Source organism: Engelhardtia mirabilis, assembly GCF_007748095.1.
Classification (GTDB): domain Bacteria; phylum Planctomycetota; class UBA1135; order UBA1135.
The window spans coordinates 2,962,920-2,989,306 of the sequence record NZ_CP036287.1 but is presented as its reverse complement, the minus strand read 5'-3'; the positions used below and the strand labels follow the sequence as shown (position 1 = coordinate 2,989,306).

Genomic DNA, 26,387 nt, shown 5'->3' with positions numbered 1-26,387 from the left:
GTGTTCGCGATTTCGTCGCACACGGTTCGAGTCGGCACAGGACCGATGGTTGCGCTCGACAACCCCACGCTCGGTCGTCTGCCCTTGCGGCCTGCTCGGCGCCGCGCCCCAACCGCGCCCCCTTCGACTTCAGCCCGCCGACTCGGCGCGAGCCCGCCTGTAGCGCTCCACGTGGATCGCGAGCAGGGCCACGTCGGGGGGATTGATGCCCGCGATCCGACCCGCCGCGCCCAGGGTCCGGGGCCGCATCTGTTGCAGCTTCTCCCGCGCCTCATTGCGCAGACCGACGAGTGCCCCGAGGTCCAGCTCGCCCGGGATCTCCGTCGACTCCTGGCGTCGCGCGCGCTCGACGTCCGCCACCGCGCGGTCCACGTAGCCGGCGTATTTGACGTCGGCCTCGACCGCGATCGTCAGGTCGCGGGTCAGCTCCAACGCGGCCAACTCCGGCGCGCCGGCAGCCAGGTCGTCGAGGGTCCGACCGGGCCGCAGCAGCACCTCCGCCAGGGACTTGCGCTTGCCATCGGGCTCGCGCAACCGCCCGAGCAGGGTCACCGCCTCGGCGATGCGCGCCTCGCGCCGCGCCACCCGCGCGCGGGCCTCGCTGTCGACCAGACCGATCGCCGCCGCGCGCGGTACCAACCGCCGATCGGCGTTGTCCTGGCGCAGCATCAGCCGGTACTCGGCGCGGCTGGAGAACATGCGGTAGGGCTCGGTCGGGTTGGTGACCGTCAGATCGTCGACGAGCACGCCGCAGTAGGCCTCGTGGCGCCCCAGGACGAAGGCCGCGCGATCGGCGCCCCACAGGGCGGCATTGGCTCCGGCGAGCAGACCCTGGGCACCGGCCTCCTCGTAGCCGCTGGTGCCGTTGATCTGCCCCGCCAGGAAGAGCCCGGGCACGTCGCGGCAGTGCAGGGTCGGATCGAGCTGACTGGGCTGAACGAAGTCGTACTCGACCGCATAGCCGTGGCGCAGGAAGCGCGCACCCTCCAGGCCGTCGATGGTTCGCAGGAACTGCTCCTGGATCGGCCCCGGCAGGGAGGTCGACACGCCGTTCACGTACACCACGTCCGTGTCCAGGCCCTCGGGCTCGAGGAAGATCTGGTGTCGATCCCGGTCGGGGAAACGCATCACCTTGTCCTCCACCGACGGGCAGTAGCGCGGGCCGACGCCAGCGATGCGGCCGGCGTACATGGGCGCCAGGTGCACGTTGTCGCGGATCGTGGCGTGGGTGCGCTCGTTGGTCCAGGTGACGTGGCAAGCGATCTGGGGCAGGGCCGGGAAACCTGCCGCGTCCGTGCGGAAGGAGAAGGGCTGGGGCTGTGGGTCGCCCCACTGCTCGTCGAGCCGCTCCCAGGCGATGCCCTCGCGGGCCAGGCGCGGTGGCGTTCCGGTCTTCAGCCGACCGAGCGCCAGACCCAGGGCGCGCAGGTCCTTCGAGATGCCCTTGGCTGCAGCCTCGCCCACGCGACCGCCGTCGGTCTGCTCGGCGCCGGTATGCATCACCGCCGAGAGGAACGTGCCCGTGGTCAGGACCGTGGCGGCGGCGCGCAGCTCGACGCCGGCCGTGGTTCGCACCCCCACCACGCGCGGCGCGTGCGCCGGACCTTCGATCAGGAGGTCCTCGACCCCCGACTCGATCAGCTCGAGCCCGTCGGCCGCCAGGACCTGGGCCGTGACGTCCTCGCGGTAGCGGTGGCGATCGGACTGGGCCCGCGGTGCCTGGACCGCGTAGCCCTTGGCCGTGTTCAGCATCCGGAACTGGATTCCGGTGCGGTCGGTGGCGAGCCCCATGGCCCCGCCGAGGGCGTCGATCTCGCGCGCGAGCTGCCCCTTGCCCAGGCCGCCGATGGCGGGGTTGCAGCTCATCTCGCCGACCCTGTCGGCGCGGAAGGTCAACAGCGCCGTGCGCGCGCCGAGCCGCGCCGCGGCTAGACCCGCCTCGACCCCGGCGTGACCCCCGCCCACCACGAGCACGTCGAAGCGGCGCTCGGGATCGGGCGTCGGCGCGGGGTGGGGATGCAACCTGTCGGGTTCGTCGAGAATCATGGGCGCCTTGGCCAGCCCCACATTCAAGCCGCCGGCGGCGGGCGACAAAAGGGGCGCGAGCCTCAAATCCGGGCGCACGGAGGGTCGATGGACCGCCCGTGCTGTCTTGGGTCTTCCGTCATCGTCACAGCCTGAGGTCGCTCTACGGGCTGCCCCCGGAACCTGCCATGGCCGCCCTGATGGCAGCCGTGGAGGCCTACGCGGACGAGGATCTCGACCTGGACGAGCCGGCCGCCCCGCGTCCGGCGCGCCGGGACGATCCGCAGCCCCGGGTCTCGCGCCCGGGTGCTCCGGGGCGCCTGCCGGTGGTCGAGCTGCGCCCCCCGGATCCGCGGGACTGAAGAGACCGCGCCGGGACGGTTACCATGCCGGGCATGCACCGCGCCCTGCTCACCGCTCTGGTCCTGGCCGGCGTCGCAGCACCGCTGCGAGCTGACCGGCAGTCGATCGAAGAGGTCCTCGAGGCCGCCCGCGCCGCGCGCGAGGCCGAGCGCGCGAGCCTCCGGCCGGAGGTCGAGTCGATTCTCGCCGGGGTTCTGGAAGCATCCGCCGAGCACAACCAGCGCGAGGTCGACCGCCTGCGCAAGAAGATCGTCGACCTGGGGACCGGCGCCGGGCTGGTGCTGATCGACATGCTCGACCCGGGGCTGAACGCCCCCCTCGGCATCGAGCGCCGGGCGCGCGAGGCCGCGCAGGTGCTCGGGTCGATGCACGGCATGGCCCTGCTTCCGCCCTTGCTCGCGATCGCCGAGGAGGGTTCCCTGGAGGGGCGGCCGCGGGCCATCGCGGTGCTCGGTCACTGGCCGGACCCGGCGATCGTGGGGCCGCGGCTCGAGCGCATCTACGAGAGTGGGCGCCAGCGTGACCGCGAGGCCGCGCTGAGTGCCCTGGCCCAGCTCGGTGGCGAGTCGGCCGAGCGCGTCTTCGCCTCGGCCCTGTCCTCGACCGACCGCGATCGCGTCGAACAAGCCCTGATCGAGCTCGGACGATTCCCCGACCCCGAGCTGGCGGTCCTGGTCGGCCCCCTGATCGAGGATCTCGAGCGCTGCGCGGAGTTCCTGGCCCCCCTGCTCGATTTCTTCGCGGGTCAACCGAGCGAGCTCACGGTCGAGCGCGCAGCCTCGCTGCTCGTCTTGGTGGCCGCTCGCAAGCTCTCGGACGAACAATCGGTCGAGCTGCTCGAGCGCCTGGGCACCTTCGACCTGGACCTGCGCGACGAGCTGGACGAGCGGCTCGAAGTCTTGCAGGGCATCCAGCGGCGTTCGGTCGCGGAGGCCGCCTCCGTCTGTCGCGCTCGCCTCGGAGACGCCAAGGCGCTGCGCAGTCTCGAGGACTACTACACCGACCGCATCGACAACTCGCGCGACAAGGAAGATCCCAAGCCCTACGGCGCGCGGGCGCAGATGTACCTACGGGTCGGTCGGCCCAAGAAGGCCGAGCGCGACTTCGACCGCGCCATCGTCCTGGACGGCGGTTGGGGCGGCTTCGTGGATCGCGACTACTACATCGGCCTGGCCCGGGCGCGCGCCCAGCAGGGCAAGCTGTCCCCGGCCGCGAAGGCCCTGGAAGCGGCCAAGCTGAACCAGAAGGAGCGCGAGCAGTTGGCCGGCGATGGAGACTTCGCCGAGTTGGTCGACTCGCGCTACGGGACGGTTCTGACCGAAGGCTGAGGCGCCGCGCCCGGGGGCCTCGCGACCGAGGCCGTGCGCCGCGTGCCCCGCCTGGGACGGTCCAAACGCCCGTCGGTCGAGCGAGGGCGCCCGGGCGGTCGATGCCCCGGGGGATGCCGCCCGCCGAATCCAGCACGGCCCATCGCGGCCCCGCACTGTGCCCCCCCGTCGACCCGCCCCATGCGCGGGCGCGAGCGGGCGCAAGCGGCGCGACGCGCCTCGCCAGCGGCCTGATGTCCCTGGCCGAGACTTCCCTGCGGCTCGTGGAGCGCGCCCTGTGGCCCCTTGCCCCGCGCCGGCGTCCTGGCCGCCCCGAGCGCATCGCCGTCCTTCGCGTCGGGCTCATCGGCGATTCCCTGGCTGCCTTGCCCGCCATCGACGCGGTTCGCCAGCGCCACCCGGAGGCGGAGCTCGTGGTGCTCAGCTCCCCCGGTCCCCGGGGTCGAGCGGGCGCGCGCGAACTGTTCGCCAACGCGCCGGCGGTCGACCGTTGCCTGGTCTGGCACGCCGAGGAGATTCGGGGCCTGGCCGGTCAGTGGGGACTCTTGCGACGCCTGCGCGCCGAGCGCTTCGACCGCATCTACCTGCTGCCCCAGGAGCTCACGAGCCCCGCTATCGAGCTCCGCAACCTGCTCTTCCTGCGCCTTTCGGGCGCAGGCTGGGTGCGCGGCACGGCCCTTTCCCACGGGGGCTGGCTGCCGGGGCCCCTGGCGCGCGCGCACCACCTGGGGGCGCGCTTCGATCCCGAATGGCGCCGCCTGGTGGACCTGGTGGCCCGCTCGGGAGCCGTGATCGATCGGCCGGTCAGCGACCTGGGCTCGGACCCGCGGGCCCGCGAGGAAGCCGCGGCGCTGCTTTGTGAACAGGGGCTCGACCGCGCGCCCCTGCTCGCCCTCGGGCCGGGCCAGAACCGCCTCCACAAGCGCTGGCCCGCCGAGCGCTTCGCGGTCGTGGCGCGCGCCTGGGTCGACGCAGGCGGCCGCGCCTGCGTGCTCGGGGGACCGGATGAGGCCGAGCTGGGGGACGCCGTCGCCGCCGCCGCGGGGCCGGGCGTCGTGAACCTCTGCGGCCGCGCGGGTCTGTCGACGTCCGCGGAGCTCCTGCGCCGCTGCCGAGCCCTGGTCTCCAACGACACCGGGACCATGCACCTGGCCGCGGCGGTCGGCTGCCCCACCGTGGCTGTCTTCTCCGGCTGGGACCGCGAGGGCTCCTGGCACCCCTTCGGCGAGCGCTTCGTCGCCCTGCGCGAGACGGTCGAATGCTCCCCGTGCTTCGCGCAGAGCTGCGACCGGGGCGGCATCTGTCTCGATCGCATCGAGTCCTCCCGCGCCGTCGACGCACTGCAGGCCCTGGTCGGTTCTCCCTCCCTTGAGGGGACCTTGCGTACCGCGAGCGAGACGCGGCCGGCCGAGTCATTCCAGGATCGGGAACGGAATGCAGGTCCCGTCCTGCCGGCACCCAAGCGGCCCGCTACCAGCGACCGATAGGCCACCCAGGCAGGGGAAGGGGCCCAAGGCGCCACCGTCCTCGCCTCAATCAGCGATGGACATTGAAAGCAGCTCGAGGCGGGGATCCGCCACCGCGGCCCTGGTCGCCGGCCTCCTCTGGATCGCCGGATGCGCGAGTGTGCCGCCCCTGGCGAGCAGCACGGCGCCGCCGGAGTCGTTCACGGACAGCGCCAGCCTGGCGCCCTACACACTGGGCCCGGGCGACCTCCTGCGCGTGACGGTCTTCGGCCACGCGGAACTCGCGCCGCCGGAGTTCCCCCTGCGGATCGACCCCCAGGGCAACTTGAGTCTGCCCCTGACGGGTCCGATCGAGATCGCCGGCAAGTCGGTGGTCGAAGCCCGCGAACAGATCGAGCAGGCCCTCGGCACCTACCTCATCGATCCGGCCGTCGGGCTCTCGGTCGAGGAGTACGCCGCGCGGCGCGCATTCGTCCTGGGCGAAGTTCGCAAGCCCGGCGCCTACGTGCTCGATCGACCGATCACCGCGCTCCAGGCCCTGTCCCTGGCCGGTGGCGTCGGCGACGGCGGCGACCGCGACCAGGTGGCCCTGCTGCGCGTGCGCGACAACGAGCTGCAGGTCCACATCTTCAATGCCGACACGCCGGGCCTCGACGGGCTCGTGGTGGTCGAGCCCGACGACCTGATCTTCGTCCGCATCTCCAAGTCCGGCGCCTTCCGCGAGCAGATCATCCCCGTGCTGCAAGCCTCCACGCCGATCTTCGGCGCGATCACCAACCTGATCGTCGTCTCCGACGCCCTCAAGAACTGATGTTCAGGCACGACCAGAACACCGCGGGCGGCGTCCGGGACGCCGTCCCCGAGCTACGCGCCATCCTCGACCTGATCCGCAAGCGCTGGCTCGCGATCGGGGCCTGCGCCGCTGCGACCGTGGCCGCGGGGATCGGTTGGCTCAGCCTGCAACCGCCCGTGTACCGCGCGACGGCCACGATCCTGCTCGACCAGTCGCAGCCCACGGGTGGCGTGCTCGGCGAGTTGGCCGCGCTCAGTTCGGCGCCGGCCGCGGCCTCCGAGATCGCGCTCCTGCGCTCGCGGTCCCTGGCCGAGAAGACCATCCAATCGCCGCCCGACGGCAGCATTCCGACGCCGGAGAATCCCCACGCCCAACGCAACCAGGGTCTGACCACCGTGGTCGAGAGTCCCGACCAGCAGCCGGTGCGGCGCATCTTCGACCGCATGGTCGGGATTCGTCGCGGCAAGGGCGCCCTGCACGCACGCGCGCGCGCGCTGGCCGACGGCGCCGCGGAGGCGATCCGCGTGAGTTTCGACGGGGAGGGTCAGATCCGGCTGACGCCCGTCGACGTGGCCGCCAGCCCGGACGACGACGCCCGCGAAGCCCGCCCCCAGCGGCCCGACGGGCGCTACCGGGTCGGCGGCGTCGAGCTGAACCTGGCCGTGCGCGGCGACGTGAGCCGACGCGAGTTCGTCGTGCGGCGCGTGAGCGAAGCCTCGGCCGTCAAGCGCCTGTTGTCCGACACCCGCGTGGTCGAGAGCCAGCGCAACTCGGGCGTGATCGCCCTGACCGTCGACGACTCCGATCCCGAGCGCGCCGCGGCAGTGGCCAACGCCCTGTGCCACAACTACTTCGACCTCAACGTGGAGCGCGGTCGCAAGCGCGCCTCGCAGACGGTCGGCTTCATCCAGTCCCAGCTCGACGAGCAGCTCGCGGCCCTCGAGACCGCCGAGCACGAGGTGGTGGACCTGCAGGCCGAGAACCTCGACGCGATCGACAGCGTGGCGACGGCGGAGTCCTTGATCCGCAACCTGTCCGACCTCGAGGTCCAGCGCATGCGTCTGGATCTGCAGGCCTCGTCCCTGTCCGAGTCCCTGGCGCTGTTGCGCGGCGGCGACTTCGACGCCCTGGGCCGCATCGCCCAGGAGCTTGACGACCCCCTGGCCAAGAGCCTGCTCGAGCAGCTCTCGGTGCTCCACATGCGCCTCTTGCTCAAGGGGCGCTCCGACGGTGACCCCTACGCCCTGCTCCTGGCCCAGCGCTCCGAGTTGCTCGAGGAGCGCGCCGGGGAACTGGCGATGCAGATCGTGGCGGTGCGCGAGACGATCCAGGCCATCGACGACGGCGTCCCGGGCGCCTACGGCTTCCTCTCCGCCAACTCGAACGCGCCCGGCATCACCGTCGATCCCCTGACCACCGGCTACCTGTCCGAGATCGCGCGGCTCGAGGGCGAGATCGCCTCGCTCCAGCACGAGTTCTTGCCCGGTTACCCGCCCCTGGCCCAGGCCATCGCGGCCCTCGACGAGCTGCGCGCCAAGGTGCGCGACAGCCTGCGTGGCCGGCTGACCGGTCTCCAGCGGCTGTTCGAGGACCGTTCCGAGCTGGCGAAGACCGCCGCCCTGGCAGCGACCGATCTGCCCGACGCCAACGCGCGGGTGGACCGCGCCGCCCTCGAGGACTTGCGCGAGCGGGTCGAGCGCCAGCTGGCCAGCCGCCTCGACGCGGTGGCGCTCGAGAACGACGAGCTCGGCCGCTACGTGGCGGTCCTAGAGGAACGCCTGGGCAACCTGCCCGAGCAGCAGCGCCGCCTGGCCTCCCCCATGCGCCGGCTCGAGACCCACAAACAGATCGCGGCCTTCCTGCTTACCAGTCTGCAAGAGGCGGAGATCACCCGTGCTTCCACCGTCGCCGCCGCCGACTTCATCGACGCGGCCGCGGCGCCGGACCTGCGCTACTCGCCGCGCATCGGCTTCACGCTGATGTTGAGCTCCGTGCTCGGTCTGGGTCTGGGTCTCGGACTCGCATGGCTGCGCGAGAGCCTGCGCCGCAGCCTCCAGGGCCCCAGCGAGCTCGAAGCCGTCACCGGCCTGCCGGTGCTGACCACCGTGCCCGACTTCAAGCACGGCAAGCACCGCGTGGCCAAGGCCACCACGGACTTCATCGCCCTGCGCGACGATCCGCACGGCGTGGTCGCCGAGGCCTACCGTTCCCTGCGGGCCAACCTGCGCTTCGCGGTCGGCGACGTGAACGCCCTGCGCACGATGGCGGCCACCTCCTGCGCGCCGGGCGAGGGCAAGTCGACCACCAACATCGACATCGCCTGGGCCTTCGCCAGCGGCGGTCGTCGGGTGCTGCTGGTCGACGCCGACATGCGCCGGCCCTCGGTGCACCGCTACCTCAAGCTGGACCGCGGTCCGGGCCTGGCCGAGGTGCTCGCGGGCACGTCGGAGTGGCGCGACGTGGCGCGTTCCACGGACAACCCGCTGCTGTCCGTGATCCCCGCCGGGGTGCTACGCGCCTCCGCCGGTGACGCCCTGGGTACGACCAAGGCCCAGGAGCTGATCGACGAGTTCACCAAGTCCTACGACCTGGTCGTCTTCGACCTGCCCCCGGCCTTGGCCGTCGCGGACGTGGAGACCTTCGCCCACCGCCTCGACGCCGTGCTGCTGCTCTACCGCAGCGACGGTCTGCCGCGGGAGGCCGTCTCCCTCGCCACCACGCGCCTGCGACAGGCCGGCGCCAAGTTGGTCGGCTGCGTGATGAACGCCCACAGGGCCGACCGCAGCAGCGCATCCGACCGCTACCAGGGCGACTACGGATACGGCTACACCGACGCGGGCGGAGACGGCGGCCCCCCGGCACTGGAGGGTGTCGAGGCCGCCTTGCCGAGCGAACTGGAACGGGAGGTGGCCAGTGCGAGCGCACGCGACGAGCGCTTCTGACGGTCCGGGTGCGCCCCTGGCGCCGCCCCTGCCCCCGGGTGGGTTGGCGACCTTGATGTCGGCCGCTGGCGCGGGTCCGCAGCCCATCGCGGCGCCGCGCAAGCGCTGGCGCGTGGCCTACGTGGTCTCGCACCCGATCCAGTACCAGGCGCCGCTGCTGCGGTACTTGACCTCCCACAGCGCTGTGGACGTAACGGCCCTGTTCCTCTCCGACGTCTCCTGTCGCAGCTACCGCGACGAGGGCTTCGGGCGCGAGGTCGAGTGGGACGTCGACCTGCTCGGCGGCTACGCCCACGAGTTCCTCCCGACCCTCGGCCGCAGCGACCAGCTCACCAGCCTGCGGCCCGTCAACCGCGGCATCGAGTCGGCCCTGCGCCGCGGCAACTACGACGCCGTCTGGCTGCACGGCTACGTCCACCCCACCAACCTGCGCGCATTGGCCGCGGCCAGGCGACTGGACCTGCCGGTGCTCCTGCGCGGCGAGTCGCTGCTGCTGGGCAAGGACCCCGCCGGCCTGAAGTCCAGGCTGCGCGATTGGGCCCTGCCGCGCCTGTTGCGACGCGTCGACGCCTTCCTCGCCATCGGCAGCGCCAACCGCGACTTCTACGAGCACTACGGCATCCTGCCCGAGCGCATCCACAGGGTGCCCTACGCGGTCGACAACCGACGCTTCGCGGCCCAGGCGCGCGAGGCCACGGCCGGGCGCGAGGGACTGCGCTCGAAGTTGGGCCTCGAGCAGGGCCGAGCGGTGCTGCTCTACGCCTCGAAGTTCAGCGCCCGCAAGCGTCCACTCGACGTGCTCGACGCACTCGCACACCTGCACCGTGCGGGCGAGCAGCCCCTGCCCCACCTGGTCATGGTCGGCGACGGCGAACAACGCGACGAGCTCGAGCAGCGCGCGGCCGCGCTCCCCGCCGGGACCGTGCACTTCACGGGCTTCATCAATCAGACTGAGCTGCCCCGCTACTACGACCTGTGCGACGCGCTGGTGCTGCCCAGCCAGTACGAGCCTTGGGGACTGGTCGTCAACGAGGCCATGTGCGCCGAACGACCGGTGATCGCCTCGGAGGCGGTCGGTTCAGGCGTCGACCTGATCGTCGAGGGGCAGACGGGCTTCCGCTTCCCGGTCGGGGACGCCGTGGCCCTGGCCGACCGCATCGCGCGCCTCTTGGCACTGCCCGACCGCGGCCGTGCCCTGGGCCGCGCCGCCGCCGAGCGTGTGGGCACCTGGGACTTCGCCGCCGACGCCGCTGGCCTCGAGGCCGCGCTGCAACAGGTGGTGCTCTGCGAGTCCACCGAGGTGGCCGCTTGAGCTCGATCCTCTACGTCTGCGACCTGACCCCGAACACGCGCGGCGACCAACGTCGTCGGGCGCTCGAAGAGCTCGGCCACAGGGTCACCGCGGTCTCCTTCGTCCGTCCCCGGCGCAGCAGCCAAGCCCCCGAGCGGCCGCTCCTGCGCGAGCGCATCGCGCGCCGGCTCGGACGCCCTCTCGACCGTGTGGGCGTCAACGAGCGGCTCCTGCGCCGCGCCCAGGCCCAGGACTACGACGTGCTGTGGATCGAGATGGGCAGCAACATCCGGCCCCGCACGCTCGAGACCTTCAGGGAGTTGCAGCCCGACTGCGCGCTCGTCTTCTTCAGCGAGGACGACATGGCCATGCGGCACAACCAGTCGGAGTGGATCCGACGTTGCCTGCCGCTCTACGACCTGGTGGTGACCACCAAGCGGCGCAACGCCGATCCGCAGGAGCTGCCCCGTCTGGGCGCCCAGCGCGTGCGCTACGAGCCCAAGACCTTCGACCCGCAGTTCCATCGACCGGTCGAGGTCACGCCGGCGGTGCGCGAGGAGTTCGGCTGCGATGTGGGCTTCATCGGGACCTACGAGGCCCAGCGCGCCGCGAGCTGCCTGGCCTTGGCCCGCGCGGGGTTCCAAGTCACAGTCTTCGGCAACGGCTGGGACACGGCGCGCGGAGGGCACGAGAACCTGAGGATCGAGGGCTACGCCGTGGCCGGCCAGGACTACGTGCGCGCCATCTGTGCCTCCAAGATCCAGCTCGGCTTCTTGCGCGTCGCCAACCGCGACGAGCACACCGACCGCAGCGTCGAGGTGCCCGCCTGTGGGCGCTTCATGTTGGCCGAGCGCACCCAGGAGCACCTGGAGCTGTTCGCCGAGGGTCGCGAGGCGGCCTACTTCGACGGCACGGACGAACTCGTCGCGAAGGTGCAGCACTACCTGGCAGCGGACGAGGAGCGCGAGCAGATCGCCCGCGCCGCCCGCGAGCGCTGCCTGTCGAGCGACTACAGCCACCATGGTTGCCTGATCCGAGTCCTGAGCTCGGTCGGCGTCCCGACGCCCCATCCCAGCCCCCTGTCCCCGGAAGGTCTGGAACGGGCGGCGCGCCTCGCCGCCGAGCTCGAGCGCCCCGCCGCCCCGCTGCCGGCGGTCAGCGGCGACGACCAACCCCACCCCGGCGACTTCGTCCGGAGGCTGGTGCAATGAAGGTCGCAATCAGCGTGCTGGGCCGCTTCCACGCCTTCGACCTGGCCCGCGAACTCGACGCCCAGGGAGTGCTCGAGCGGCTGATCACCTCCTACCCGCGCCAGCTCGGCCCGCGCTTCGGCGTGGATCCCTGGCGGATCAAGGGCCTCCCCGCGATCGAGGCGGTGCATCGCCTGTGGCAGCGCCTGCCCGTCGCGCGCCGCGACGCCCTCGAGCCCACCATCCACGCCCTCTACGAGCGCGCCGTGCCCCGGCACCTGCCCCGCGAGATGGACGTGTTCGTCGGTTGGTCCGGGGTCTCGCTGGCCGGCATCCGAGCCGCCAAGCGGCGCGGGGCACTGACCGTGCTCGAGCGCGGCAGCGCCCACATCGAAGAGCAAACGCGCCTGCTGCGCGCCGAGTACGGCCGCTTCGGGATCGAGCCGCGCACCGCCCACCCGGCGGTGATCGACAAGGAGCTGGCCGAGTACGAGGCGGCGGACGCCATTGCCGTGCCCTCGGGCTTCGCCCGCGACAGCTTCGTCGAGCGCGGCATCCCCGCTTCGAAGCTGATCGTCAACCCCTACGGCGTCTCGATCGACAGCTTCACCCCGGCCGCGGTGGGCCCCGGCCGCCTTCGGTTGTTGGCCGTGGGCCGGGTTTCGATCCAGAAGGGCAGTCACCTGCTGCTCGAGGCCTTCGCGAAGTTCGAGCGCAAGGACGCCGAGCTGCACTTCGTGGGTCCGATCGAGCCGGAGATCGAGCCCTTCCGCGAGCGCCTCGCCGACGATCGCGTGCACTTCCACGGCGCGGTGCCCCAGTCCGAGCTGCCCCAGGCCTACCGCCTGGCCAGCGCCTTCTGCCTGCCGTCGATCCAAGAGGGCATGGCCATGGTCACGATCCAGGCCATGGCCAGCGGTCTGCCGTGCCTGGTGACCCCCAACACCGGCGCCGCTGGCCTGGTGCGCGACGGGGTCGAGGGCTTCATGGTGCCCGCGGGCGACGCCGAGTCCCTGCGCGACGGCATCGAGCGCCTCGCCGCCGACGAGGCGCGCGCCGCCCAGATGGGTGCGGCCGCGGCCCTGCGAGTGCGCGACGGCTTCTCCTGGTCGGACTACGGGCTGCGCGCGGCAGCGGCCTACCGGGCGCTGCTGGATGGGCGCTGCGCTCCGGACAGCCCGCTCGAGATCCACACGGCCCTGGCCTCGTGAGCGCGATGTCGAACGACGGACGACGCATCCCCCTGGTCTACGTGCTGTCGAATGGACGCAGTGGATCGACCCTGCTGGATCTGCTCCTGGGCAGCCACGCCGAGGCCTGGAGCGTGGGCGAGCTGCAAGTGCTGCCCTGGGAGCTCGAGGAACACCGCGATCCTTGCGGCTGCGGCCGGTTCCTGGACGAGTGCGACTTCTGGGCGCCGCTGACCGAGGGCCGCGCCTTCGAGCGGGGCCCCGCGCCGCTGCACCACTTCCGTGACGCCCACGGCTTCGGCCGGGTGATTCGCACCGACCACGTACGCGACCTGCTCGCGGGCCGGCCGCTGGGTGAGCACAGGGGGCTCGCAACCGAGTACGCCGCACGCACTGCGGAACTACTCGAACGCGTCCTACCCCAAGCCGAAGCGCGGCGCGGCGGACAGGTGCGCTGGCTGATCGACGCCTCCAAGGACCCGTACCGTCTGCTGTGGCTCGCGGCCAGCGACCGCTTCGACCTGCGCGTCGTGCACCTGACCAAGGATCCGCGGGCCTTCGTCCACTCGATGACCCGCGACGCGGGCGGGCTCTCGCCCCAGCGCGTGGCGCGCTTCACGGCGCGCTGGCTGATCGAGAACGCGTTGATGCGCGCGGTCTGCGAGCGCGCCCTGCCCGCGGGGGCCGTGCGGCGACTGCGCTACGAGGACCTGGCCGGCGATCCCCGGGCGACCCTGGCCGGTCTCGGCGAGTGGCTCGGGCTCGAGGGCCTGGAGGAATCCCTTGAGGACTTCCGCCGGACCGAGAACCACGCCGTGTCCGGCAACCAGATGCGCTGGGGCACCGCCAACGTGCGCCTGGATGAATCCTGGCGCGAACGCCTGCCCGCGGCCGCGCGCAGCTTCGTGTGGACTGCGACCGCGCCCCTGCGTCGGTCCTTCGGCTACGTCTAGGCCCCATGGGCACCCTGGTCGCCAAGGCCCCCGTGCGCGAAGGCCAGGTGGAGACCACCGGCCTCCCGACCCGTAGGGACGCGGTGCGGCAGGCCGGCTGGATGCTGTCGGGCGGCGTGGTGCAGAGCGGGGTCGCCTTCGGGGCGAACCTGATCCTCGTGCGGCACATCAGCCCCGAGGGCTTCGGGCGCTTCGCGCTCCTGATGGCCAGCGTGAGCCTGGTGCTGGCCGTGCTGTCACTGCGGACGGGCCTCTTGGTGATCCGCGAGGGCGCCCGCGGCGCCGGCGCCATCGCACCCGAGCGTCGCGACCTGTTCGTGAACGCCCTCTACCAGGAGACGATCTTCTGCGGGCTACTGGCCTTGGGTTGGACCCTGGTCGCCGGTCAACTGGACCTGGCCGCGGGGGTCCTGCTCGCAGCGCTCCTGCTCGCCCACCTGCTGTCGAACCTCAAGGCCTTCCACGAGCGGCAGATGGCCTACCGCAGCTTGAGCGTGCTCGAGAGCGGATCCCAGCTCGCCGGACATGGCGTGGCCGTCGCGCTGGCACTCTTGGGGGCGGGAGCGGCCGCGCTCTACGCCCGCGAGTTGGCCCTGGCTCTGGTGGGCCTGATCGGCCTCGCCAGCCTGCGCGCCCTGCCCACCGTGCGTTGGCGTTGGTTGCGGCCGCGCGACTGGGCCGGCCTGGCACACGAGGCCAAGGACGTGTGGCTCGACGGCGCCCTCGAGGGGGGCTTCGCACGGGTGCTCGTGCTCGCCGCGGGAGCCATCGGCGGCCCCGCCGGCGCGGGACTCTTCTTCCAGGCTCACCGCCTCGCGACCGTCCCGCACCAACTGCTGGCGCCCCTGGCCGGGCGTCTCGCCTACAACTGGTTCAGCCGCGCGGAGACCGAGGCCGCGCGCCGCACGGGACGCAGGCGTTTGATGCTGACCCTGGCGGGGCCCTTGCTCGCCGCGGGCGTCGCCACCTGGTTCTTGGCGGATTCACTCGTGCCGTGGCTCCTGGGTGAGCGCTGGGCCGATGCCGCGCCGCTGCTCGCCACGATGGTCGGCTGCATCGTCGGCACGAGCCTCTTCGCCACCGCGAAGATGTACGTCCTCGCCACCCGACGGGCGCGGATCCTCGTGATCGCCCGCGTGGCGCAGTTCCTAGGCCTGGGCCTGGGGCTCGGACTGGTTCTGCTCGCGCCGGGCCTAGGCGTGCGTGCAGTCGGGATCGGGCTCTCCCTGGCCTTCGCCTTCGGCCTGGTCACGGCCCTGGCCGGGCTGCGGGCAGCCGAGCGCGATTGAGCGCGGGCGGTGACCGACCCCGATCGGGCCCGGGGAGGGTCGCGGCGGACCGTTGGCTCGGCCGCGCGTGCTGCCCGCCTCGGCCGCCCCGTGCGGGCGATCGAGGCTGCTAGGCTCACTCGAGGACCGCGCTAGCCGCCCTCAGCGGTGAACTCGAGCGCGAAGCTCGCCCACGGCTCCTGCACCCACGCCGACAATGATCGCGACCTTTCTCGACCTGTTTCGCTCGTTCAGCATCGCGCTCGCCCTGGTCGTGTGCATGCCCATGGCGGCTCCGCTCGCTGCACAGGGAGCCGGAGGCTGCAACCCCAACGCCGGGTCGGGTGGTTTCGCCAGTGATCTGGGAGCCGACGAGCACTTTGCGGAGAGCTTCTCCCTGCCCAGCAGCGGCGCGCTGACCCGCTTGACCTGGTGGGGCACGGCGCCCGACGAACAGCTGACGTACGACGGCACCAATTGGGTCTGGGCCGCCGGGCTCGCTTCCACCGACTTCGAGATCCAGTTCTGGACCGACTCGGCCGGCGTCCCGGGATCGTTGATCTACACAGTCCCGACGAATGCCTGCATCCTGCGCACGCCGACCGGTTCGGCCGTGCCCTTCGCCCCCGGACCATGGCCCGCCAAGGCCTTCCCCGAGACCCGGTACGAGCTGCTGCTGCCCACCCCATTGAGCCTGGCCGGCGGCACGCCGTACTGGGTCTCGATCGCCGGCTCCACCCCGGGATCGGTCCCGTGGCTGTGGTCCTTCACCCCGGCAGGCGACGGTTCCGCCTACTCCAGCACACCCTGGCTGGCGTCCACCGACGACTTCGCGTTCTGCCCCAGCACCGGCCCACCTTCGGACCCCCTGGGTCTGCCGCTCTTCGCGCGGGTCTCGGTCAAGCGCGTCCTCGGTCCCGCCCAGGCGCCGAACGCCAAATGGAACCACCAGACGATCTGCGCTTGGCTCGACGACCTGAACGAGATCTACCTCTCGTCGAACTTGAACTTCGTTCTGGACGAGATCGTCGACCTCCAAGATCCGGGCGTCCCCGGTTCCTGGTTCGACCCGCTGGTCGCGTCGAAGGCCGCGATGGAGCATGCCGCCGAAGCGGACCCGGCCGCCTTCAAGTGGCGCACCGACGCCGTCAACGTGTACCTCGTCAACTCTCTGAAGGATGCAACCGGTGGCGACGCAGGCGCCATCTGCTCGTCCCCGCCCTGCCCCACGGACCAAAACGACATCGTCATCCTGGGCCCGGGCCCGCTGCACGGAAGTGTCGGATTCGCGCACGAGCTCGGGCACTACTTCGACCTGCGGCACACCCACGCAAACCACGAGGCGCCCGAGTGCGGCTGTGGAGGCGCGACCGACGGCGACTGCGTCGACGACACCGTCGATGACACCGATCCGCAACCGACGACCACCGCGGCCCAGCACGACCAGAACTTCCTCGCCTTCGCGCTGCAACAGGGCTACTCGCCCGCCCAACAGGCCGACATCCTGGCCAACGTGATGTCCTACCACGGCAGCGGTGGGATCTTCCCAAGCACGGCGGTGCTGACCCCCGGCCAGCGTTGCCGGCTGCTCACAGCACTGCACGAGTACCGAACAGCGGTGCTGCTCGCCGGACCACCTGCGAGCACGGCGTCCGAACTCGTCCGGCTAGGCAGTCCGCCGAACCCGAGCGCCCTGCTCCCCGGATCGACCAGCGGGCCCGTCATCGGCGGGACCTGGGACCCTGTCGTGGACCACTCCAGCTTCGTCCCCGACTCCATCATGGACGTCCTCGCGATCAGCACGACGTCCCCCGGCGCGGTCAACGTGCCGACCGCGATCGGCACCTTGCTCTGCAGTCTCGCGCCACCGCCGGTATTGGTCTCGACCGCGCCAGGCCAGCCCTTCGCGGTGCCGATCCCGGACGACTGCGAGCTGCTCGGCACGGCCCTCGCGGCACAGGCCCTCTCCGCAGCCGCCTTCGCGCTCTCCCTGACGAATGCCCTGGACATCGTCATCGGCACCCTCTGACGGGAGCGTGGGCTCGGCCGTCCCGGCCGACTCCTGTCACAGCTTCGGTCGAGCGGGTCGGGCCGGTGTCCGGGATCTGCGCTGAAGCGCTCGGTCCGGTGTGTGCCGGGTTGCTCTGCGTGCGACGCGCGAGAAATGGCGAGCCCTTCCCAGCGCAGCAGGCGCCGTTCCACCTGCTCACTCCCAGGGATCCCCATGTGCTGTCTCGCCCCACTGACCTCCGCGCTGCTGCTCCTGGGCACCGGCTCCGCCCAGCAGCCCACGCCTGCCCCGGTTGTCTCGCCGGCCGTGTCGCCGGCTGTGTCGCCGGCTGTGTCGCCGGCCGAGTCGCGCCCCAACGTCGCGCCGGCTGGATCGAGCCTGATCGTGCTGGGCCAAGGCGACAGTTCGGTGACCGTGATCGACGGGCAGACGCTCGAACGAAGGGCTCAGTTCAAAGTTGAGCAGACGCCTCACGAAGTTGCGGTGTCGCAAGACGGTCGCACCGCGTGGGTCACCCTCTACGGAGGACCGCTGCCGGGAACTCGGGTTGCGGTGGTCGACCTCGAGGCCGGCGAGCTGACCCATGTCATGGACCTGACTCCCCTCTCGCGACCTCACGGGATCGCGCGGGAGGGGGACGGCCTATGGATCACGGTCGAAGCCAATCGCGCCGTTGCCCACCTGGACCTCGACACCGGAGCGGTGGACCGCATCCTCGGGCACGGGGGCTCGATCGGCCACATGCTCGCTCGCGACGCCGAGCGCGAGTTGATCTACGTGGCCAACATCGCCAGCCACGACCTCTCGATCCTCTCCACCGCGCCCGGCTCGAGCGGACCCGGCGGCTTGACCACGGTCGCCACCGCTCCGGAACCCGAAGCCATCGCCCTGTCTCCCGACGGCGGCGAGGTCTGGCTCGGACACCGCAAGGGCGGCGTCCTGTCGATCGTCGACACCACCAAACGCGAGGTCACCGCGACCATCGACGCCGGGAGCTTTCCCTTTCGAATCGCCTTCGCACCCGACGGCGCGACCGCCTACTGGACCGAGCCCGAACAGGATCGGCTGACGATCTGCGACGCCACCACGCGCGAGATCACGGAGCGCATCGCGGTGCCCGGCGGCCCCACCGGCTTCGTCCTCTCTCCCGACGGCACCTGGGCCTACGTCTCCCTGATCGGCGCCGGCGAGGTGGCCGTGGTCGACCTGGAGCGCGGAGTCGTCGCACACCGCCTTCCGGTGGGCGCAGCGCCGGACGGGATCGCCTTCGCTGTCATCCGGCCGAGCACTTCGCCGATCGAGACGCGCTGACAGCTCCCACTCTGGAAGCGTCTGCGGCCGAGTCGTTCAGCCCTCGACCAGGCCGATCAGGCGGTCCACTGCCTCGTCCACGAAATCGGGATCCTCGGCAGCCAGGTTGCGGTCGATGACTTCGACCGACCCGGGCAGGGCTTCCCGCAGAGCGGCGAAGAAGACCTCGTCGCTCGCGTGGTCGCACAGGGGCCCACCGTCGATGCCGTAGCGGCTGGTGCCCTTGTGGGGCAGCATCATCACGGTCTTGCCGGTCACCCCTTGGAGGCGCTTGCCGATCTCGCGGGCGACCTGGCACCACTGCTCGGTGCTGAGCCTGGGCGCGAGGATGATCGGGTTGTGGAAGACGACCTGGTGGTCCTTCCAGGCCTCGGGGACTTGGTTGGGCTCGACCAGGAGGCCGATGTGTTCGGCGCCGCCGGGGCACAGGACCTGGGGCAGGCCCAGGGACGCGGCAACGGTGAGGCGCTCGGAGTTCGCGGCGCGCAGGCCGTGGAACAGCTCGTCGGAGATCTCGCCCAGGGCGTAGTCGAACACCGCGCCGATGATGCCTTCTTTCATCATCTGCTCCATGGCAAGGCCGCCGGCGCCGACGGCGTGGAAGACGATCACCTCGTAGCCGCGTTCGCGGAAACGCTCGACGGCGTGCATGGCGCCCTCCGTCAACACGCCGAGATTGGTCATGCCGATCAGGGGCTTGTCGCCCTTCGGCGCGACCGGCACCGACTCGACCTGGGCCATGCCCCACACGGCGCCGGCGGCGTTGGCGAGGATGCGGCGCGTGAAGGGGTTGAGCCCGAGCAGGTCCCCCACCGCGGGGAACATGGCGATGTCCTTGATGCCGACGAAGGACGACGTGTCCCCCGACGCGACCGTCGAGACCATCACCTTCGGCAAGCCGTAGGGCAGGGCCTGGAGGATCGCGCAGCCGTTGGAGGTGCCCTGGGTGCCGCCCATGCCGAGCACGCCGTGGACGTCGCCGGCCTCGACCTTGGCCAGGAGCAGCTTGGTGGCGCCGGCGATCATCACCGGCGAGGCCTCCTGGCGCGTGGGACTCGCGAGCAGCTGGGCCAGGGGCTTGCCACCCGCCTCCGCCACCTCTTCCCGGCTCACGTCGGGAGCGATGCCCGGTTGCCCCACGACTCCCAAGTCGATCAGCAGCGCCTTGCCGCCCAGGGCCTCGATGCGATCCTTGACCCAAGCGGCCTCCTCGGCCTTGGTGTCGAGGGTAGCCAGGATCGCGATGGTCTTGGTGCTCATGGCTCAGGCCTTCTCGGTGAAGCGCAGGGCGCGGAACTCGGCGGCGGCGGCGGAGACGGCGCGCTCGATCGGCAGGCGCTCGGTGGACGAACCCGTCCAGATCCCGTGGCCGCTGGTGTGGTCAAGGATGAACTGCCCGTCCGCCGGCGTCTCGAACGCCGCCCCGTGGGCGATCAGGATCACCTCGGGGTGCACCGCGCGGATCGCGCGGTAGGCCTCCTCGGTGCGCGCGGCGGTTTGCTCGATGGTCTCGCCCGAGTCGTAGCCGGTGCGTCCGCCCTTGGTCGTGCCGGCGTGGAAGCAGAAGACGTCCGGCCGCGCCTGTTCGACGATCTTCAGGCTGTCCTCGATGTCGAAGGCCAGGCCGATCGAGACCATCTCCAGCTCCTGGGCCAGGGCCAGCATGTCGATCTCGTTCTGAAGGGTGACCCCGGCGCTCTCCAATACCCGGCGGATCTCCGAGCCCTTGTCCACGTAGGAGATCGAGGGGCTGATGTTCGAGACGGACTCGACGCCCATGCGACGGCAGTCCTCGAGCACCGTGCGCATGTCGCGCAGGGGGTCGTTGGCGTTCAGACAGGCGCAGATGAACGCGTCCCCGCGGATGGCCGGCATGATGTCCTCGCGGGTGTAGCGCAGGACCTGCTCGTTGGAGTCCAGGATCGGCCACATCATCGACATGGTGCCCATGCCGTTGGCGCGCAGGCGTGCGCCCGAGAAGGTGTTGATGCAGTCGACCCCGGCCTCCTCCAGGAGCTTGGCCACCAGGCCGCTGCCGGCGCTGGAGATCAGGACGGGGATGCGGGCGTCGATCTTGGCCCGGAGCTTGGCGAGGATCTCGGCGCGGGAGGTGCGGGGGACGATCACGTTCGTAGGGAAGAGTCGGGTCGGGGGGCGGTCGCGGGGCTGCCGATCCTAGCGAGGATCGAGTCCCGATCGCACTCGGTGCCGGGAGCCGCGTCGGCCCTTTCACACGATCTCGCCCGGCCCCGACTGTCAGACCGCCGCGCGCAGGCGGCCGGCGAGCGACTTGAACTCGCCCTCGGCGCGCTCCGCGATCGCTCGCCAGGAGTAGCGCTCGCTCGCGGCTCGCTTGCCGGCCAGGCCCATCGATTCGAGCAGGCCGGGACGACCCAGGAGGTCGGTCAGGTCGCGGGCGAGTTGGCCGCCGTCCACGACCGCACCGGCCCCCACTTCGGCCACGAGGGCGGCGGCGCCGACCTCCGGGGTCACCGCAGTGGCCGTGCCCGCGGACCAGGCCTCGAGCACGACGTTGCCGAAGTTCTCGCTGTAGGAGGGCAGCACCAAGAGCTCGGCGCTGGTCAGGAGCGCCGCGCGGGTGTCGCCGCTGACGGCGCCGGTCAGGGTCACGCGGCCCGCCAGACCGAGTCGGGCCAACAGGCGCCGCAGTCCGGCCTCGGCGCCGTCGTCGGGGCCGGCGATGACCAGGTGCACGTCGTCGGGCCAGGCGGGGACGGAGGCGACCAAACGATCGAGCCCCTTCTTCCAGTTCAGACGGCCGAGGAACAGCACCAGCCGCCGCGGCGAGTCGATCAGACTCGCCACGTCCTCGCGCACGGCGCCGCGGTCGGGAGCCGTGAGGGGTTCCACGCCGTTCTCCAGCACGAAGCTCGCCGGAAGGGGGTAACCGAGATCCGGGAGCTGCTCGCGCTCCAGTTCAGCCGTCAGGTGCAGGGCCGCGGCGCCTTCCAGGTTCTCCCGCTCGATCAGGCCCAGCCAGGCGCGCTTGCGGTGCTTGCCACGGCGCAGGAGCATGTCGCGGATCAACATGCCGCGGGGCGCGATCACGTAGGGCGTCCCACTCTGGCGCGCGACGCGCGCGGCCGCCGTCCCGGGCCAGTGGAACAACCCGTGGGTGTGGACCAGGTCGAAGGACTCGATCTCCTGCCGCAGCGCGCGCCCCATGGGCGGCGACCAGCGCAGGCGCGTCGGTCCGCGCACCTCGAAGTAGCGCACACGGACCCCGTCGATCTCCACCGGCCGCCCGAGGGGCACGTCCAAACGCTCACCCTCGTCGCGGTCAGTGGTGAAGACACTGACCTCGTGACCCCGCTCCACCAGCGCGCGCGATAGTCCATGGACAGAACGGATCGGTCCGCCGTAGCGCACCCCGGGCAGGTAGCTGGGGACGACCTGGAGGATCTTCACGCGCCGCCCCCGGCGCCGACGACCGCGGATCCAGACTGCGGCTGCAACGATTGGTTTGGCAACCGCGAGCCCTCGGGATCGCGCTGGGCCAAGCGCAGCACGATGAAGACCACGACCAGGGTCTGGAGCACCAGTCCGAAGACCATGGACAGGTCGGTCTCGATGTTCGCCATCGAGCTGAACACGACCGCGGCCACGAGCACGCTGGCGTCGGAGGCAGCCACACCGTTCAGGAGCTGGTCCAGGAACCGATAGCCGGCGCCCAGGGTGAACATCCCCAGTAGAACGCCGATGGCCCCGAAGTTGGCGTAGCACTCGACGAGCTGCGGCAGGTTGATCGACGTCGAGTGGTCGCTGGCGTCGATGATCCCGTAGCGGTGACCGAAGCGCTGGCCCACGTCCTTCACCGGCTTGTCGGGCCACAGGAAGCGGGGGATGAACGTGCTCGGCAGGGATGCGTAGGTCTCCCCGCCCCAGTGCGGAATCGCGGCCGGCGTGCGCTCGATCACGTAGGCGAAGGGCACCAACTGGCTGAAGCGGTCGGCGATCTTCTCGAAGCGCTCCCCCATACCCTGGTTCGGCATGGCCGAGAAGGACAGGGCCACCAACTGGCCCGCGCGCTCGATCGGGTTCGACGCGAGCAGGTGCTCGTCGTTGTTCATCATTCGGCGGTAGTCGCGCGCGCCGGCCCGCAGGGAGATGATCGTGATCGCCCCCACCACGAAGAGCCACAGCGGGATGCGACCGCCCGTGCCCCAGATCAACATGCAGACCAGAAGGCCGCCGACGACCACGGCGCCCAGCAGTCCGCCCGAGAGCTCCATCGCGAGCCAGGTCGGCACCAGCACCAGCCAGGCGAACAGGTAGATCCCGCGCGAGATCTGCCCGCGCCGGCCCTGGAGGATCGCGATGCCGATTCCGACCGGGAGCAGCGAGGAGGCCAGGCGCATCGGTTGGGCGATGCTCGGCGGCAGGTCGACCAGTCGGTGGGCGCCGGCGGCGACCAGCCCGATCGGGATCAGGAGCAGCGCCAACCGGCGCGCGCGCGCCGGGTCCCAGTCGACGTTGAGGGGCCGGACGCGGCGCACCGACAGGGCGCTGACCAGATAACCGGCGAGCACCGCGGCCCACCCGATCAGCGCCAGGCTCAGGGCCTTGTGGATCGACCAGACCTCGGCCTCCAACTGCAGGCCGGTGACGCGGTCGGAGATCAGCACCGGCAGCCCGTAGTAGACGGCGAAGATCACGCCGATCAGCGGCACGAAGGGGATCGGTCGCACCGCCTGGCCGTGCCGACGACGCAGGTCGCGGACCAGGGCGGGTGAGAGACCGAGCAGCACCACGGCCGAGCCGAGCCACGGAACGAAGTAGCCCTCGGCCCCGAAGTCGCGCCGGGCGATGGCCCAGATGCAACCCGCGACTGCCGCGACGAACCACAGGGGCACGCCACCGCGGCGGCGCGACGGGTCGCTGGCCCGATCGGCGCCAACGGTGAGACTCACGCCGCCCACGGCTCGACCTCCATGCTGGCCACGGTGTAGGCCCAGCGTCGCGCCCAGGGACAGCCCGGGCGAGCGAGCTGCGGCAGGCGCCGCCAGACGTCGAGCTCGGGCTCGTCCTCGAGCCAGCGCGCGATCGGGACGGTGAAACCGCTCTTGGGTCGATCGGTGATCTCCTTCGGCAGGGCGCGCCGCGGGCTGCGCCCGAGGAAGGCCTTGCCCGGCCGAATGGCCCGCGCCGCGATCAGGGGCGCCACGCGCTCGAGCAGCTCGGTGTCGACCAGAGGTACGCGCACCTCCAGGCTGTGCGCCATCGACGCCCAATCGGTGTCTCGCAGCAACTGGTTCCGCATGTAGAGGCTCGACTCCAGCGACACCACGCGGGCGAAGGCGCCGCCGGGATCGGGATCCAGGGCCGCACCGATGTTCTCGAGGGGCGCCAGGCGCTCGAGGCCCGCGCGCGCGCGTTCGGTCCCCATCAGCGCCGGCAGCTCCCAGGGCAGGAAGAGGCCGCGACGCAACAGGTACGCGCCGGCCCATTCGCCGCCGTACTCGAGCAGCCCCGCCAACTTGGGCGACAGGCCCGAGGGCAACAGCGCCGCGAGCACCGCGCGCGAGAGGCGACCGAGGCCGGGGATGCGGCTGGGCAGGCCCAGGCTCGCCACCGAGCGCGGCACCTGGCGGAAGGCCGGATAGCCGCCGAAGAGCTCGTCGCCGCCGAGCCCGGAGAGGGCCACGGTCAGCCCGGCCTGGGAGGCCGCGCGCGACACGCACCAGGTGTTCACGCCGTCGATGGACGGCTGGTCCATGGCGCCCACCAGCTCGGGCAGAGCCGCCCGGAAGTCCGCGCGGGTCAGCACCTGGGTCGAATGCCGCGCGCCGTAGTGGGCGGCGACCCGCTCGGCCAGGGGCGACTCGTCGTCGGTCGTGCCGCGGTACTCGTCGAAGGCCAGGGTCACCGTCCGCAGGGGCTCGCCGGTGACCTCGCTGGCGAGACCGAGCAGGGCACCGGAATCGATCCCCGCCGACAGGAACAGCCCCACCGGCACGTCGGCGATCAGGTGGCGGCGCACGCTGTCGCGCAGGGCGTCGACCACCTCGCGCTCGGCGACTTCGGCCCTCGGCGCGGGATCGGCGGCGACGGCCTGGGCCAGGGTGCTGGCCACGCTGTAGAAGACCCGCGGCCCGCGCACGCCGCGCTCGTCGACCCACAGGGCCTGCCCCGCGGGCAGGGCGTGGATCTCGCGGAACAGCGTGAAGGGCTCGGGCACGCTCCCGGTCAGGTAGAAGCCCGCCAGGCCGGCGTCGTCGACGGCTCCGTCGATCGCGCCGCCCGCGCGCAGGGCCTTGACCTGGGACGCGGCGCGCAGCACGCCGTTCTTCTCGGCGAAGTAGAGGGGCTTGATCCCGTAGGGGTCGCGCGCGAGCAGCAGCGCGCCGCGGCGCTCGTCCCACAGGGCGAAGGCGTACATGCCGCGCAGCCGCGGCAGGGCCGCTTCCCCGTCGCGCGCCAGCAGGGCCAGCAGCACCTCGGTGTCCGAGGTGGTGTCGAAGTGGTGACCCTCCACCTCCAACGCGGCGCGGTCTTCGTGGAAGCCGTAGAGCTCGCCGTTGTAGGCCAGGCGCAGGCGCCCGTCGCCCGAGGCCATGGGTTGGCCGGCGCGCGGGTCGAGGTCCTGGATCGCCAGGCGCCGGTGACCCAGAGCCACGCGCCGATCGCGGCCGATCCAGACTCCGCGACCGTCCGGCCCACGGACGGCCATGGCGTCGGTGACGCGCTCGACCTCACCGGGGTCGATGGAGTCGGCCGCCTGGGACCAGGCGAAGAAGGCTGCGATGCCACACATGGAAGCGTCCCCTCCCCCGAGGGAGGGTCGACTTCCATGGATCGACCGGATCAGGCCGGGACGTAACGCTCGGGCGGCAGGGCGTATCCGCGCAGGGCGCCGCGGGTGTCGATCACGAGACGGGCGTGTCCCGCGATCAGGTCCAGATCCAGGGCCCGGTGGTCGGTCACGATCACGATCGCGTCGGCGCTCTCGACCTCGGCCCGGTCCAGGGGCACGGGGCGGCTGTCGACCAGGGTCTGCGGCAGGCCGTGGTGCTCGCCGGCGGGCAGGCGCTGCACGTGGGGATCGCACCAGACCACCTGGGCCCCCGCCGCGTGCAAGGCGCCGGCCAGGGGCAGGGCCGGCGAGCAGCGCGCGTCCCCCACGTCCGCCTTGTAGGCGACGCCGAGCAGAAGCACCCGCGCGCCGACCAGGGAGCGGCCGCGCGCTTCGAGGGCTTCACCGACGCGCGCGGCCACGCGCAGGGGCGTCGAGGCATTGCGGGCGATGGAGCGGTCGAGCAGCTCCGAGCGCGCCCCCACCCGCGCCGCAGCCCAGGTCAGGTAGCGCGGATCGACCGGGATGCAATGGCCGCCGGGGCCGGGGCCCGGGCGGAAGGCCTCGAACCCGAAGGGCTTGGTGGCGGCCGCGTCGATCACCGCGCGGGGGTCGAGGCCCAGGGCGCGGTAGAGCTCGGCCAACTCGTCGACGAGGGCGATGTTCACGGCGCGGTAGACGTTCTCGTGCAGCTTGGCGGCCTCGGCGATCTCGGCCCGGGCCACGCGGTGCACGCGCTCGACGGCCAGGCTCAACAGGTCCTCGGCCGCGTCGCCGGAGGCCTCGCACAGGCCGCCCACCAGACGCGGGATGCGCCGCGTGCGCACGTCGCGGCCAGGGTCCTCGCGCTCGGGGCTGTAGGCCACCAGGAGCTGCGATCCGAGTTGGAGGCGATCGCCGGCCAACAGCGGCGCCAGGACCTCGCGGGTCGTCCCCGGCCAGGTGGTCGAGTGCAGCACCACGAGCTGTCCCGCGCGCAGGTGCGGCGCAAGGGCGCGGGCCGCGCGCTCGAGCGGACCCAGGTCCGGGCGACCCTCGGCGTCGAGCGGCGTCGGCAAGCACAGGCACACCGCATCGCACTCGGCCACGCGCGACAGGTCGCAGGTGGCCTCGAGGCCACCGGGCTCGCCGCCGCGCCAGGTGCGCGGGTTGAGGTGCTCGAGGTAGGAGCCGCCGGCCGCCAGCATCGCGACCCGCTCGGCGTCCACGTCGAAGCCCAACACACGCCGCTCGGCCTCGAGGAAGGCGCCGGCCAGGGGCAGGCCCACGTAGCCGAGCCCGACCACGCCGACGGTGCGAAAGCGCCGTGCACCCGTCGCGACCGTCGGGGTCGCTGCGGGCACGAGGGGGACTGCGGCGGGGTCCCCGAGGGTGGTGGCGGTGAGGTCGTCGTCGGTCACGGGCGGCCTGGAGGATAGCGGCGGGGCCGCCCCGGCCGGCGC

General features: G+C 71.9%; 19 protein-coding genes. 12 read left to right on the top strand and 7 right to left on the bottom strand.

What is annotated here, in order from left to right:
* Positions 1-129: 129 nt before the first annotated feature.
* Complete coding sequence (gene mnmG / locus Pla133_RS10895) at positions 130-2,046, bottom strand: tRNA uridine-5-carboxymethylaminomethyl(34) synthesis enzyme MnmG (RefSeq protein ID WP_145065073.1); 1,917 nt, start codon at positions 2,044-2,046, stop codon at positions 130-132.
* A gap of 167 nt (positions 2,047-2,213) precedes the next feature.
* On the opposite strand from mnmG, the gene Pla133_RS26180 reads away from it, so the two are divergent.
* From Pla133_RS26180 to Pla133_RS10840, 12 genes are all read left to right on the top strand, one after another.
* Positions 2,214-2,387, top strand: coding sequence for a hypothetical protein (locus Pla133_RS26180; protein ID WP_419192362.1), 174 nt, complete (start codon positions 2,214-2,216; stop codon positions 2,385-2,387).
* A 33-nt stretch (positions 2,388-2,420) separates the two neighbouring features.
* A complete protein-coding gene (locus tag Pla133_RS10890) occupies positions 2,421-3,716 on the top strand; it encodes a HEAT repeat domain-containing protein (RefSeq protein ID WP_145065071.1) in 1,296 nt (431 codons plus the stop codon).
* A gap of 113 nt (positions 3,717-3,829) precedes the next feature.
* Positions 3,830-5,203 carry a glycosyltransferase family 9 protein gene (locus Pla133_RS10885; protein WP_419192361.1) on the top strand — a complete coding sequence of 458 codons (1,374 nt, stop codon included), beginning with the start codon at positions 3,830-3,832 and terminating at the stop codon, positions 5,201-5,203.
* A 55-nt stretch (positions 5,204-5,258) separates the two neighbouring features.
* A complete protein-coding gene (locus Pla133_RS10880; protein WP_419192360.1) occupies positions 5,259-5,993 on the top strand; it encodes a polysaccharide biosynthesis/export family protein in 735 nt (244 codons plus the stop codon).
* On the top strand, positions 5,993-8,917 hold the full coding sequence (locus Pla133_RS10875; RefSeq protein ID WP_145065065.1) for a polysaccharide biosynthesis tyrosine autokinase: 2,925 nt from the start codon (positions 5,993-5,995) through the stop codon (positions 8,915-8,917). Before Pla133_RS10880 ends, Pla133_RS10875 begins: the two co-directional genes overlap by 1 nt.
* Positions 8,889-10,229: a glycosyltransferase family 4 protein gene (locus tag Pla133_RS10870; RefSeq protein WP_145065063.1), complete on the top strand. Its 1,341-nt coding sequence runs from the start codon at positions 8,889-8,891 to the stop codon at positions 10,227-10,229. The genes Pla133_RS10875 and Pla133_RS10870 overlap by 29 nt, the downstream gene beginning before the upstream one ends.
* Positions 10,226-11,419 (top strand): CgeB family protein, encoded by a 1,194-nt coding sequence (locus Pla133_RS10865; RefSeq protein ID WP_145065061.1) that lies wholly within the window; start codon positions 10,226-10,228, stop codon positions 11,417-11,419. Before Pla133_RS10870 ends, Pla133_RS10865 begins: the two co-directional genes overlap by 4 nt.
* Positions 11,416-12,609, top strand: coding sequence for a glycosyltransferase family 4 protein (locus Pla133_RS10860; protein WP_145065059.1), 1,194 nt, complete (start codon positions 11,416-11,418; stop codon positions 12,607-12,609). Before Pla133_RS10865 ends, Pla133_RS10860 begins: the two co-directional genes overlap by 4 nt.
* A gap of 5 nt (positions 12,610-12,614) precedes the next feature.
* The gene (locus tag Pla133_RS10855) at positions 12,615-13,541 is read left to right on the top strand and encodes a sulfotransferase family protein (RefSeq protein ID WP_145065057.1); all 927 of its coding nucleotides are present in this window, start codon (positions 12,615-12,617) and stop codon (positions 13,539-13,541) included.
* Between the two features lie 5 nt (positions 13,542-13,546).
* Positions 13,547-14,830, top strand: coding sequence for a lipopolysaccharide biosynthesis protein (locus Pla133_RS10850; RefSeq protein WP_145065055.1), 1,284 nt, complete (start codon positions 13,547-13,549; stop codon positions 14,828-14,830).
* 196 nt (positions 14,831-15,026) lie between these two features.
* Positions 15,027-16,838, top strand: a complete 1,812-nt coding sequence (locus Pla133_RS10845; protein WP_145065053.1) for a hypothetical protein — start codon at positions 15,027-15,029, stop codon at positions 16,836-16,838.
* Positions 16,839-17,033: 195 nt separating this feature from the next.
* Entirely contained in the window at positions 17,034-18,131 is a 1,098-nt protein-coding gene (locus Pla133_RS10840; protein WP_145065051.1) for a YncE family protein, read from the top strand.
* A 36-nt stretch (positions 18,132-18,167) separates the two neighbouring features.
* Here the strand turns inward: Pla133_RS10840 and Pla133_RS10835 are convergent, their stop codons facing one another.
* The 6 genes from Pla133_RS10835 to Pla133_RS10810 form a co-directional block, all read right to left on the bottom strand.
* A complete protein-coding gene (locus Pla133_RS10835) occupies positions 18,168-19,391 on the bottom strand; it encodes a Tm-1-like ATP-binding domain-containing protein (protein ID WP_145065049.1) in 1,224 nt (407 codons plus the stop codon).
* A 3-nt stretch (positions 19,392-19,394) separates the two neighbouring features.
* On the bottom strand, positions 19,395-20,258 hold the full coding sequence (locus Pla133_RS10830) for a phosphoenolpyruvate hydrolase family protein (protein WP_145065047.1): 864 nt from the start codon (positions 20,256-20,258) through the stop codon (positions 19,395-19,397).
* 129 nt (positions 20,259-20,387) lie between these two features.
* Positions 20,388-21,560 carry a glycosyltransferase gene (locus Pla133_RS26175; RefSeq protein WP_419192359.1) on the bottom strand — a complete coding sequence of 391 codons (1,173 nt, stop codon included), beginning with the start codon at positions 21,558-21,560 and terminating at the stop codon, positions 20,388-20,390.
* Positions 21,557-23,062 carry a hypothetical protein gene (locus tag Pla133_RS10820; protein ID WP_145065045.1) on the bottom strand — a complete coding sequence of 502 codons (1,506 nt, stop codon included), beginning with the start codon at positions 23,060-23,062 and terminating at the stop codon, positions 21,557-21,559. Before Pla133_RS10820 ends, Pla133_RS26175 begins: the two co-directional genes overlap by 4 nt.
* Positions 23,059-24,906 (bottom strand): asparagine synthase (glutamine-hydrolyzing), encoded by a 1,848-nt coding sequence (gene asnB, locus Pla133_RS10815; RefSeq protein WP_145065043.1) that lies wholly within the window; start codon positions 24,904-24,906, stop codon positions 23,059-23,061. Before asnB ends, Pla133_RS10820 begins: the two co-directional genes overlap by 4 nt.
* A gap of 50 nt (positions 24,907-24,956) precedes the next feature.
* Positions 24,957-26,345: a nucleotide sugar dehydrogenase gene (locus Pla133_RS10810; protein WP_419192358.1), complete on the bottom strand. Its 1,389-nt coding sequence runs from the start codon at positions 26,343-26,345 to the stop codon at positions 24,957-24,959.
* Positions 26,346-26,387 lie beyond the last annotated feature (42 nt).